Below are 10,569 nucleotides of genomic sequence, written 5' to 3' on the forward strand. Positions count from 1 at the left end.
CAACACATCAGTACCTGCGGTGCCGGGCAAGGACACCTCATCGCAACCAGCCCCTCGCGCGGGCCGGTTGACGCAGATGTCCGGGTCCGGGTGTCCACTTCAGTCGTAGCGCAGCGCTTTGACTGACCCCCGCTTTTCTGGTCCTAGCCCAGCGCAGGCCGTACTTCGCTCTTCCTTGTGCCGGGCGCGTCGCCTGTTCCTCCTGATGCTGTGGGCTGCCCGAGGGGAGGGGGCAACGGGCGGTCAGACGCTCTACAACGCGCCTCCACGCGGCTGGGCTCCGGCTAAGCACGTGTGTGCCGGAGCGGGGCTGCCTCGGATCGCGCAGACGGAGTAGAGGGTTGGGGGGGTGTCGTGCGGCCTTCTTTCATGTGCAGGTGTGTACGCCGTCTGTACCGGGGCGGTTGTGCTTGGGAGCATGGGGGAGGGATGCCGGGCGGGTGGGGGTGGTGGCATGGGTCCAGACGAGATCAGGTCCCAGGGTTTCAGCCTGAAGGAACTGTTCCGTGATGTGACCTATGAGATCGACTACTACCAGCGTGACTACACGTGGGGTGAGGACGAGGTTCGCATCCTGCTGCGGGACTTGTGCGAGGCGTTCGGATCCTGGTCGAGGAATGCGGCTTTTCTGCGCCGTCCGCAGACCGCTCCGCAGTATTTTCTGGGGCCCTTCGTCTACTACGAGCCATCGGAGAAGCAGCGTTACCTCGTCGACGGGCAGCAGCGGTTCGTCACGCTGCATCTGCTGTTTCTGCAGCTGCGGCTCTCAGCGCAGGAGGCCGGCTATCCCCGGGTGGTCGACCGGCTGAACCGTGTGATCACGATCGACGGCGATCGGTTCTCGGTGGGCATCACCGATCACGACCCGGTCTTGCGGGCGGTCAGCGAGGGCCGCAAGTACGAGACAGGCGCCGGTGACTCGCTTTCCCGCCGCAATCTGTGGGCGCGCAGCCAGCAGATCGAATCCCAGCTCATGGAGGAACTCGACGCGGAGAAGCTCCACCTGTTCACCGAGTGGCTGCTGGACCGTGTGGTGCTGGTCGGGATCCGGGCGGCCAGCGCCGATCACGGCTACCGCATGTTCGAGACGATGAACGACCGCGGCGCCCGCCTCACCGCCGTCGACCTCCTCAAGAGCCACTTGCTGTCCCATGTCGGATCGGGCGAGGACCAGCTCAATTCCCAGTGGCAGGAGATGCTGCGGGAACTGACCACCGATCGGGAGGACCCCTCGGCGGCCTCCCGCTTCATCAAGGCCTACCTCCTGGCCCACTGCGCACGCGAGGGCTTCGGCGACGACCGCCGGCAGATCGCCACCAACCTCAACGTGTGGGTACGCCAGAACTCCGCCCACCTGGGCCTGGTTGCCGAACACCCCGACAACTTCCTGCGGTTCGTCCAGGACCTGCTGAAGTCGGCCAGGCTGTACCGGCCCTTCCTTGCAGCCGGCCGTGCACTCAAAAGAGACGGCGACCGCCTGGAAGCGGTCCTTTTCAACGAACGCAACGGCCTCGGCGTCCAGGCCGTCGCCGTCCTCGCCGCCATCCGCCCCGGCGACCAGCCCTCCCACGCCAAGGACAAAGGCCGCCTCGTCGCCGACTACCTGGACCGCTGGTATGCCCTGCGGGTCCTGCAGGACCTGCCTGTCCAGTCGGCCGACGCCGACACGCTGGTCCATACGACCCTCGTGCCGCTCCTGCGCGGCTGCCGCACCGTGCCCGAGGTCGCCTCCGCCCTGGCAGACCTGGTGCTGCACGACGCAGGCTCGATCCGGGACGCGGTCACCCTGGGGCTGCGGGGCAACAACTCCCACCAGATCCGCTACCTGCTGGCGCGCGCCACCGCCTATGTCGAGGAAGCGTGCAGCCGTCCCCACGATGTGCTCGCCTACCTCGACCGGGACCAATTCCACATCGAGCACCTGTGGGCCAAGCACCACCACCGGGTGAAGCAAGAGATTCCCGACGCTGTCGTCTTTCGCAGTCTGCGCAACCAACTGGGCGGCCTGGGCCTGCTGATGGGCCGCGAGAACTCCAGCATCAACGACCTGCCGCTCCACGACAAAGCTGCCCTCTACGCCCGCAGCAACGTCCTGCTGGGCATCATCGCTCCCGGCTACGACCGCCGTAACCCCCTCCTGCGCGATCTCATCAAGACACACCAGCTCGACAAGACCCTCAGGTCGTTCGGGCCCCGAGAGAGCATGGCCACGGTCATCCAGACCCGCCAGGAGCTGTACCTGAGCCTGTTCGAGTACATCTGGAACCCCCGGCGCCTGGGCCTGCCCGTCAGCCTGCCCCCGGTGCACAACGACCACGGCGAGCCGGCTGCGCGCACCCCTCAGACCGCTCCCCGGCGTAGGCCAACGGCAGGCCGGCGCCGCACGGATGTCGCCAAAATGATCGATGCGCAGGTCCTTGAGGCCGGCACACGAATCGTGCTCACCTACCGTTTGACCGACCACTGGGCCACCATCGACGAAAACGGGGGCATCATCCTCACCGCAACCGGCGGCACCCCCTACGGGCGGGCCGACGAAGCCGGCGCTGTCGCCCGCGGTACCAAGACCTGCCAGGGCATGAACGAATGGCACGTCGTAGACGACAACGGCGTGCGCATCAGCCTCCGAGCCCTGCGCGACCGCGCGGCGGCGGCCGGCGCCCTGTGACCCGTAGCAGATCCGGTAGCACGCCGTCCCACGACTGCCGTCCGCGACCATCGCGGCATTGATCCCATGAGTCTCCTGCGAGTCGTGCCAGACGGCCAGGAACGCGGCGCGCGCCGGATCGGCGCCTTCCAGCTTGGCGATGATGGACTCCGCCTTCGTCTTCACCCCGCTGATCGAGGACAAGCCTGCACACGACGCAACGCCGGTGGAAGCCGCGTTGCATGAGATGACGAAGGACATCCGCTCCCACGTCGCGGGGATGGTGGAACAGTTCAACGCGACCTATGCCCCGCCATCGGCGTTGACCATGCCTCGCATCGGCTCCCCCGTGCCGGGAATGAAGCTGTCGCTGCCGGACCCGGACACCTTCGTGCTCCTCATCGCTGCGAACGCATCGCTGCGCGATCACCGTCGGACGGTGTCGTCCCGTCTGACGCTCACACAGACAGCGCTCATCCGCCGTATGTTGGCAGACGCCCTGGCGGCCGGTCCTGCCGGCAAGGAAGCGGCAGACGCCTGACGTGCCCGTTCATCGTGGCGGCCTGTGCCAGCAGTCCCTGGGCCGGGTTGGTGGCGGGGATCGGGTTCATCATGGGCTTGGCGGGGGGTGGGGGCGCGAGGCGGTTGTTTGCCGGGTGATGGGGGAGAGGCGGGCGGCCAGCCACTGCTGCAGTTCACGATGGCGGAACGGGTAAGTGGGGCCGCTGTATCGCATCAGCCTGTTGGCGCTGGCCCAGTCGAGGAAGCGTGCCAGCCGGAACGGCAGATGCGGGCGCGAGCAGGTGAGGCGTCCTGCAGCGCGGCATCCACCAGACGCTGGCGCTACACCTGACCGACCGTGGGTCGGGCGGCACGCTGATCATCTCGGCGGGAGCGGCTCAGGCGGGGAGTGGCTGGTCGAGGTTTTCTCCGATCTGGTCGAGGAGATGATCGAGGATGCGGTGTGCTTGGGTGAGGCGTTTCGTGGCGCTGTCGAGAGTGTCGAGGGCGTCGTCGAGGAGTACGGCGTGGGGGTCTGCTGCGGGGCTTTGCAGTGTCTGGGCGAGGGTGCTCCAAGCCGTGTTGACGCAGTTGTGGATGTCGTTGAACGCCGCGGTGTTCTGCGTCCTCGTGAGCGTCCTGCCTTGTGCCGTGGTGACGAGCCGCGAGATGACCAGCTGAGCGTGGGTCAGCTTGGATCGTGCGGTCTCCAGAGAAGATGGGCCGTCGTCCGTCAAGTTCACAAGGTCGTGGAACTGGTCGCTAGTGTGCAGCAGGAGATCGAGGACGTCCTGTAGCTGCTGGTTGTCGTCGATGTGGGTGCGTTCGCCTGGCCGCCCCGTGACGTGCAGGTTCGAATGGTGCAAGGCATCCTCGTCCAGGCCGGCTGCTGGCCGCGGCGGTTTGGGGCAGGCAGGGAGGGAAGCGAGTTGCTGAAGACCACCCGTGATATCGAGGGCGTTGTCTAGGCACTGGGACAGTTCTTCGTCGGCGGCCGCAAGGAGCTGATCCAGATGTGTATCGGCGGCCGTGGGGCGGTCCTCTCCCGGGACGGTGTCAGCCTCGGGGACCGTTGTCTCCCGGGGCATGGTGTGTTCACTCATGGCGGCCCCCTGTCTCCTCAACGACGAGAGTCTGCTGCAGTCGAAACCGGGCGCGGTTCCGGTTCTTCCTTACGGCGGCTTCCCGCATATCAAGCGCTTGGGCGATCTCCCGGTCGGTGAAGCCGTCCTGGGCCCACGCCATGACGTGCCGCTGGAGCGGCGGAAGCTGGGCCAGCATGTTCAAGACCCGCTGATTTCCCTCTTTGAGGGTCACGTGGGCGATGGGGCAGGTCCCACCTGGGCGATCGGGTAACGGGTCGTACGGGGTGTCTCGTTGGCCTGTCTGACGCAGATAGCAGCGGTGTGCGACCTTGCGCAGCCACGCCCGCGGTTCCCGGATGCTGTCCCATTTCTCGATGGCTAGGGTGAACGCCTCGTGGGCGGCATCGGCAGCTTCGTAGGGGGTGGCGCCGACACGGATCAGGAACCGTGTCAGCTGTGGCATCTCGACGCGGTAGAGGTCCTCAAGACTGCTGGTCGTTAACGCGGGTGATGCCCCGTCGGTGTGTGTAGGTGGCTGTACCGTCTTCCTCGCCACGGGCGAGGCCGACTCAGCCACGGCGGAGCTCCGCTGGCTGTGGTCCCGTCACAACCTCAACGCTGTCGGGCCGTTCCAGAAGACGGCTGCCGGGCGGCAGGAGCCGCACGCGCTCGTTCAGACCTTGCTGCTGCATCTCGGTCCTGCGTAGTTCGGTACGGCTGGCCACCCATGCGTGCAGCAACCGATACAACCAGCCACTCAGCATCAGCAGCCCTCCCCCGAGCACCGGATCCATCGCTGTCCGCCTCCCTCGGCGGTGACCCGTTCACCTGCCGACACTATGTAGTGCATGCACCCCCGCCTTTTGTGACCTCGCCATCAGTGACGTACGCCTCAGAGATAGTCCTGCCGCTGATGTCGAGCGGACATCGTTCGTCCCCGCCAAAGGGCTTGCCCTTCGCCCGTGACCGGACGTGAAGGAGGGCGACCTCAGGGATCCCTTCTTCTGGGGCACGTAGCACTCGGGCACCAGCGCACGTGGCGCAGGCCGTCATCGTGCCGTCAGCGGCCTGTCCGGAGGGCGCCTCAATACGTTCACGAGCGCCTTGTGCGGGACTTCACCAGCGTCCGGGCGGTCACAAGCGGCCCAGGCGGGCGCCCGTATCCGGAGGTAGTGGCGGTCTGAAGTGGCCGGGTTGTTGGCCGGACGCGGCCCCGCCAGGTACGTCGTGGCGCTTTGCTGGGAAAATCAGTCGATTCGAATGCAGCGAGCGAGATGACCGGAGGAGCGAGTGACTGCCCAGCAGCCCTTGCGGGAGGTTTCGGCGACGGTGGCCACGGACGCCGGAATGCTCGTCCTGTGGGATCCGCAGCGGTTCGAGGACGTCGTCGATTACGACACCTGGGAGGACGAGCTCCTGGAGGACGAGGACATCGTCGGCCATATCCGGGCGGGTTCTCTTGTTCCTCTCAACGTCGGCGGAGACGGCGCGTTCGGTGTTCTGCTCCGTGCGGGCACTGCGGCCGGGCCGGCCATGTTGACCGGGCGGGAGACGGCCCATCAACTGATCGCTTCTCAGCCTTACCTTTTCGTCTCCCGCGGTCGCGCACTCGTGGGTGGCATCGAAAACGTCAGTGCGGACGTCTCGGATAGCGTGCTCGAGCATCCTGTTCCCGAGGGCCATTGTGCCGTAGTCGTCCACTTGATCGACTGGCAGGCTGAGGCCGGCAGCCAGGATAAGGACGGACGGCCTGTTCCGGGAGCCCTGCCGGACTTCGTGGTGCTGATCAACCCCGCTCAGCCCGGTCAGGGAACCTTCCGGACTGCGGTGAACACGTTCGCGGCGCCGAACGGTTGACGCTGGCGGATCTGCTTCAGGCCCCTCTTGAGCTGCTGTTGGGCCTTGGTGTGAGCGAGGCGGTATGACTCGGTGCCGGTCTCGATGAGTTGCCGCCGGACGTGAGCCGGTCGACGATAGCCGCGCAAAGCCTGGGGTCGGTGAAGGTTTTCGTCCAACCTTCAAACGATTCGTTGGAGGGTGCCGTTTGAGGTGCAGGGCCGTGGTCGAGGACCGAGGTGGTGAAGAGCCGTTACAGGTCGGTCCAGGGGCGGCCGGTGCCGCCGCTGAGAGGTCTCCATACGTCCTGAGACGGGCCGTGTTCCTCGATGTCTTCCAGCATGGCCGCGCCGAGCGGGACTTCGCGTGCCAGGGCCGCGACCAAGGGGTGTTGGGCGACCATTGCCTGCAGGTCGCTCATCCGGTGGTTGAGCCGGGTGCGGGAGGCGCCGGTCAGGATGAAGAGCACGCGGGGGAAGACTGGGTACCAGCGAAGCCAGACCGGCCCCGTCGAAGGAAGCTTGCGGCGGCCGATGGGCTGGGCTTCGTAGTGGAAAAGGCGGGCGTACTCGATCAGCTTCACGGCCAGGCGCTCGCTGCTCATGGTGGTGCGGTCGACTTCCAGGAATGCGCGTAGCTTCCTGCGGTGGTCACCGTCGATGACGGTGTAGTGCATGACGGCATCCGCCACGAGCCGCTCTCCCTCACCAATGGGGTGAGCAACTTCGGGGGTCCAGTCCCAGGGGCCGTGCTCGTGACCCAGCCGGCGGGCGTCGGCCGCAAAGGGCAGATGGGAACGTACGACGGTGAGCGTGTGCGGCGTTTTCAGTGACGCCGCGGTGGTCGAGGTGATGGGGTACGGCGGACGTCCCCGTAGGACAGGGAGATCACGGGTCAAGCGCGCCCCCTCAGGGGTGAGGTACCAGGCGTGCGTACGTGAGCGGCCCGAGCCCGGCAGGGGAGTGAGGCCGACGAAGCCCGTGGAGCGCAGCTTGTTCAGGACGCGGGAGACCAACTGGCGGGAACCGTCCGGCCGCAGCATCTGGCGCAACTGACCGGTCGTGGCCATGCGGTGCAGGGCGAGTGCGGTGAGGATCTGCAAGCGCAGCGGTTCGGAAGGGCTGGGGGCCAACTCGACAGCTGGAAGGCCTGATGCGGGACGGGTCATGAAGTGAAGCCAACTCTCAGCCTCCGACCACCCTCCCGACCACGAGCCCCCGACCAAGGTCACAACCGGAGAACGGCTCTGTGGTCGGGGCCCATGACCTGGATGATGGCCGGTCCGCAGCAGCAGGTGCTGCTGCGGGGCGTGGTGGCGAGCCACGCCATGCCGGCCATCGTGCGACCTCCGGCCCGCAAGGGACCAACTCCCAAAGCCGGCTGTCGCGTTCGTGGGTCGGTGCGCGCGGGCGCGCACCGACGGGTTCTACTTCGTGGACCGCTGGGCGGCCTGCTCGAGGATGCGCCGGCGCGTCCACCGGCGGCGCCCGTTTTGGCGCCCGGCGTTTTGGGCTGTTCCGTCGGTCGTTTTCAGCAGTGGCAGGTTGCCTTGGGACAGGCTGCTGGAGAAGGAGCCGATGCTCTTGTACCCCAGCAGGGCGGCTGCCTGGCTCGCTCCCAGGAGTTCGTCGGGATCGCCGTCGACGGGCACGTCGGGCAGGGGCGGCGCCGTTTTGGTTGTGGGTCGTCTTCCGCGGCCGGGCCGGGTGGCCATCCAGTCAAGCAGGGTCTGCACCTTCCACTGCTGCCGGCGGTAGGGGTTCTCGGCCGTGCCCAGTTCTTCGACGACGTCGGGGTCGGGGAAGTAGCCCGGGTGGTCGCGTACGAAGGTGGTGACCTGGTTGGGGTTCTTGTAGCCGAGGAACCGTGAGGCGTCCGCGGCGTTCAGCAGGTCCTCCGGGTCGCGGGAGGGCGGTGTGTGTTCGTGGAGCCTTGCCGGCGTGCGGTGGGCGAACCATTTGGAGACTTCCGCGTGGTTCCACAGGCGGGCGCGGCCGCGCATGTCGGCGACCTCGGGGAAGGGTACGCCGGCCGCGTTCACCGACCGCTCCTTGTAGAGGCTGGTGATGCGCGCGGCTGTCAGACCCTGCTCGGCCGCGATCTCGGCAGCGTCGGCCAGGCGAGGCTCACGGCGCGAGGTCATGGCAGAACCGTCCGTCCTGTCAGCTGTGAGCCGGACAGCCCGGCCCATAAAGCAAATAATGGCAGGAGTCAGGTGGGAGGTCCAGCTCGCAACTCAAGGTCTTTTCCCGGCGGCCGCGCACACGGCTCGCGGTCTACTCCTCGCGGAGCAAGCAGATGCCGCGGCGCGCGGCGGCCTCGGCCATCTCCGTGTACGCCATGGCGGCCGGCGTCAGCTCCCACTCGACCAGGGCCAGTAGGAGGATCACTTCGTCGCGGTCCTGGAACGCGTCACAGGGCATGCCGGCGGTGTCTGCGGCGATCATCAGCTCCGCGTTGGACAGCCTGTCGAAGCGCGCTGCCACATCCCGGCGCAGGTCCTGCAGACCCTGCTGGTACAGCTCGTTCACCTCGCTCAGGAGCAGCACAAGGTCCTCGCCGTGGCGAGCCGGTGCCGCCGCGGCGAGGTCGAGGATGCGCTGGGTGGTCGTCATCGCCATCGAGTATCCCTCCGGCAAGGCGGGTGAGGGGCGGTGTGGTGGTCAGCTGCAGCCGTCGCGCACGAAGCGGCCGCTGCCGCGGGCCGGTTCGGGTTTCTTGCGGGGAGCCTCCTGCAGCGCCGCCCGCACCTGCTCCTCCAGGGCGGTGAACTCCGGGCCGTCGTCCGGGCAACGACGCCTGGGTCGGGCGGCCGCCTGCCGAGAGCGAGCAGTACGTCGCGCTTGGAGGCCTCGGCGTCCTGAGCTGGTGGGATCCCTTCGCCCTGCTCGCCGAAGTCACCCGATGACCGGCATCACGATTTTTTATCCTCGGCGGCCTCCTCGCCGCCCTCCTCGTCCTGGCCGCGAACCTCTATCCCTGGTGGACCGGGAGCCACGAGCTCAAGCAACTCGCCGCGTTCGGCAAGGGCTTCAGCGCAGCCTGCTCCGGCGGCATCCTCGGCTGCGCCCACTCCCGATCCGGCACCGCCGCCAATGGCACCGGGGAACGGGTCGGAACCGCCGCCACTGGCACCAGCTCCGGCGCCGGGCTGACGAGCGGGCAACTGCTCGGCACCCTCAACGCCGCGTGCCTCGCCACCGGGTCCACCTCGCTAGCCCGCCACCTCACCACGCGCACGCAGGCGTGGATCGCTCGCGACCGCCGCGCCGATCTCACCGGCTGGCGGGCCGCGCACGGCTGCTGGGGGCGCCTCGCCGTACTCGCCTTCGGCCTGTGCTTCCCGACCCGGGGTGGCTGCTGGTCTGACGCGCCACCAGCCGATCGGTGGAGTTCATCACGATTGGGTGAATCCCGCCGGTTCGAGGCAACCACACGCCATCTTTACAAGTCGCACACTTCGCATTCATCGAAGCATGTCCAGGGGGGACCATGACAAACCCGACACCGCCACCCATGCCCACCTTCCCGCCGCCCCCGCCGGAGCCGAAGAAGTCCCGCACCAACCTCGTCATCATTGGAGCCGCCGCCGCGGTCATCGTCGCGGTCATCGGCACGGGCGTCGTGGTCGTGCAGTCCAGAGACGACGGCGGCAAGCCGGCCGCAGCCTCCTCCTCGTCGGACACCCCGGACGAGGACGTCGTCACCGCCGCCGCGGAGGAGCCGGACCCCGAGCCGGCGGACACAGGACCGCAGATCTTCGGCCTGAACGACACCGCCGAGTACGAGACCGGGGTCGAGGTCACCCTGTCGAACTTCTCGCGTGGGGTGTCGAGCGCCTACGCCGCGCCGGAGAACACGCCGTACGTGAAGTTCACGGTCAAGGTGAAGAACGGAAGCGAGACCACGATCGACACGTCGCTGCTCACGGTCTCCTGCTCGTACGGGGAGGACGGCCAGTCGTCCGAGTCGATCTTTGACGAGGGACTCGACGGTGGCCCGGACACGAAGCTGCTGGCAGGTCGCTCGATCAACGTGCCGTGGGGATGCGAGATGCCGAAGGGTGCGTCGGAGATCCAGATCGAGGTAAGCCCCGACATGGATTCGGAAGCCGCGATCTTCACGGGCAAGGTGAAGTAGCCGGCCCGCTCGAACGCCCCGGTGTTCCCCGTGACGGTGGGGCTTGAACCATGCGCGGTGCAAGGATGACTCCATGGCCAAAGACCGCCCCTGGAATCAGCCCGCGTACACCGAGCCGCCTGCGCCCGAGGGGTTCGACCTGGGCAGTGCCAGCGACGAGGAGGTCCGCTCCTACTGCCTGCAGCGGGCGCGCGACTTCCTCGTTCGAGCCGAGGCGGGCGACTCCGCGATCAGCAGCGACCGTCAGCTCAAGATTGCTTCACAGTACGCATTGATTGCGAGTGCCTTCCGCGTCGACCCCGGTCTCACCTGAGCTGCATCTGTCCCAAAGTGCACAAGGGTGCCCACCTCACGTCATCC

11 protein-coding genes and 2 pseudogenes are annotated in these 10,569 nt (G+C 67.3%); 5 read left to right on the top strand and 8 right to left on the bottom strand.

Annotated features, from left to right (window positions below):
- The first annotated feature begins 379 nt into the window (after positions 1–379).
- Positions 380–2,668: a DUF262 domain-containing protein gene (locus tag ACIP6U_RS47405; protein WP_401729614.1), complete on the top strand. Its 2,289-nt coding sequence runs from the start codon at positions 380–382 to the stop codon at positions 2,666–2,668.
- 69 nt (positions 2,669–2,737) lie between these two features.
- Here ACIP6U_RS47405 and ACIP6U_RS47410 read toward each other — a convergent pair.
- Positions 2,738–2,815, bottom strand: a pseudogene (locus tag ACIP6U_RS47410) (HAD family hydrolase); the annotation flags it as partial.
- Here ACIP6U_RS47410 and ACIP6U_RS47415 point away from each other — a divergent pair.
- Complete coding sequence (locus ACIP6U_RS47415; RefSeq protein ID WP_401729616.1) at positions 2,811–3,188, top strand: hypothetical protein; 378 nt, start codon at positions 2,811–2,813, stop codon at positions 3,186–3,188. The pseudogene ACIP6U_RS47410 and the gene ACIP6U_RS47415 sit on opposite strands and share 5 nt — an antisense overlap.
- A gap of 358 nt (positions 3,189–3,546) precedes the next feature.
- Here the strand turns inward: ACIP6U_RS47415 and ACIP6U_RS47420 are convergent, their stop codons facing one another.
- From ACIP6U_RS47420 to ACIP6U_RS47430, 3 genes are read right to left on the bottom strand one after another with little or no spacing between them, the layout of a single operon-like run.
- Complete coding sequence (locus ACIP6U_RS47420; RefSeq protein WP_401729618.1) at positions 3,547–4,251, bottom strand: hypothetical protein; 705 nt, start codon at positions 4,249–4,251, stop codon at positions 3,547–3,549.
- Positions 4,244–4,810, bottom strand: a complete 567-nt coding sequence (locus tag ACIP6U_RS47425; protein WP_401729620.1) for an RNA polymerase sigma factor — start codon at positions 4,808–4,810, stop codon at positions 4,244–4,246. Before ACIP6U_RS47425 ends, ACIP6U_RS47420 begins: the two co-directional genes overlap by 8 nt.
- Positions 4,803–5,027 carry a hypothetical protein gene (locus ACIP6U_RS47430; RefSeq protein WP_401729622.1) on the bottom strand — a complete coding sequence of 75 codons (225 nt, stop codon included), beginning with the start codon at positions 5,025–5,027 and terminating at the stop codon, positions 4,803–4,805. Before ACIP6U_RS47430 ends, ACIP6U_RS47425 begins: the two co-directional genes overlap by 8 nt.
- 496 nt (positions 5,028–5,523) lie before the next feature.
- Here ACIP6U_RS47430 and ACIP6U_RS47435 point away from each other — a divergent pair, with 496 nt between their 5' ends.
- A complete protein-coding gene (locus ACIP6U_RS47435) occupies positions 5,524–6,090 on the top strand; it encodes a hypothetical protein (protein WP_401729624.1) in 567 nt (188 codons plus the stop codon).
- On the opposite strand, the pseudogene ACIP6U_RS47440 reads toward ACIP6U_RS47435, so the two are convergent.
- The 4 genes and pseudogenes from ACIP6U_RS47440 to ACIP6U_RS47455 all read right to left on the bottom strand — a co-directional run.
- Positions 6,039–6,268, bottom strand: a pseudogene (locus tag ACIP6U_RS47440) (ATP-binding protein); the annotation flags it as partial. The gene ACIP6U_RS47435 and the pseudogene ACIP6U_RS47440 overlap by 52 nt on opposite strands.
- Before the next feature lie 54 nt (positions 6,269–6,322).
- The gene (locus ACIP6U_RS47445) at positions 6,323–7,237 is read right to left on the bottom strand and encodes a replication-relaxation family protein (protein ID WP_401729626.1); all 915 of its coding nucleotides are present in this window, start codon (positions 7,235–7,237) and stop codon (positions 6,323–6,325) included.
- Positions 7,238–7,495: 258 nt separating this feature from the next.
- Positions 7,496–8,212 carry a hypothetical protein gene (locus ACIP6U_RS47450; protein ID WP_401729628.1) on the bottom strand — a complete coding sequence of 239 codons (717 nt, stop codon included), beginning with the start codon at positions 8,210–8,212 and terminating at the stop codon, positions 7,496–7,498.
- Between the two features lie 133 nt (positions 8,213–8,345).
- Positions 8,346–8,684 carry a hypothetical protein gene (locus tag ACIP6U_RS47455; protein ID WP_401729630.1) on the bottom strand — a complete coding sequence of 113 codons (339 nt, stop codon included), beginning with the start codon at positions 8,682–8,684 and terminating at the stop codon, positions 8,346–8,348.
- A gap of 877 nt (positions 8,685–9,561) precedes the next feature.
- Between ACIP6U_RS47455 and ACIP6U_RS47460 the strand changes: the two genes are divergently transcribed.
- Positions 9,562–10,209, top strand: coding sequence for a hypothetical protein (locus tag ACIP6U_RS47460; RefSeq protein ID WP_401729633.1), 648 nt, complete (start codon positions 9,562–9,564; stop codon positions 10,207–10,209).
- Between the two features lie 73 nt (positions 10,210–10,282).
- On the top strand, positions 10,283–10,522 hold the full coding sequence (locus tag ACIP6U_RS47465; protein ID WP_401729635.1) for a hypothetical protein: 240 nt from the start codon (positions 10,283–10,285) through the stop codon (positions 10,520–10,522).
- The last annotated feature ends 47 nt before the right edge of the window (positions 10,523–10,569 follow it).

The organism is Streptomyces sp. NPDC088794, assembly GCF_044750545.1.
GTDB lineage: Bacteria > Actinomycetota > Actinomycetes > Streptomycetales > Streptomycetaceae > Streptomyces.

Coding starts and splice junctions, on each gene's coding strand:
- ACIP6U_RS47460 (WP_401729633.1), top strand. CDS start 9,562: ATGACAAACCCGACACCGCCACCCATGCCCACCTTCCCGCCGCCCCCG.
- ACIP6U_RS47445 (WP_401729626.1), bottom strand. CDS start 7,237: ATGACCCGTCCCGCATCAGGCCTTCCAGCTGTCGAGTTGGCCCCCAGC.
- ACIP6U_RS47430 (WP_401729622.1), bottom strand. CDS start 5,027: ATGGATCCGGTGCTCGGGGGAGGGCTGCTGATGCTGAGTGGCTGGTTG.
- ACIP6U_RS47455 (WP_401729630.1), bottom strand. CDS start 8,684: ATGACGACCACCCAGCGCATCCTCGACCTCGCCGCGGCGGCACCGGCT.
- ACIP6U_RS47465 (WP_401729635.1), top strand. CDS start 10,283: ATGGCCAAAGACCGCCCCTGGAATCAGCCCGCGTACACCGAGCCGCCT.
- ACIP6U_RS47450 (WP_401729628.1), bottom strand. CDS start 8,212: ATGACCTCGCGCCGTGAGCCTCGCCTGGCCGACGCTGCCGAGATCGCG.
- ACIP6U_RS47415 (WP_401729616.1), top strand. CDS start 2,811: ATGGACTCCGCCTTCGTCTTCACCCCGCTGATCGAGGACAAGCCTGCA.
- ACIP6U_RS47420 (WP_401729618.1), bottom strand. CDS start 4,251: ATGAGTGAACACACCATGCCCCGGGAGACAACGGTCCCCGAGGCTGAC.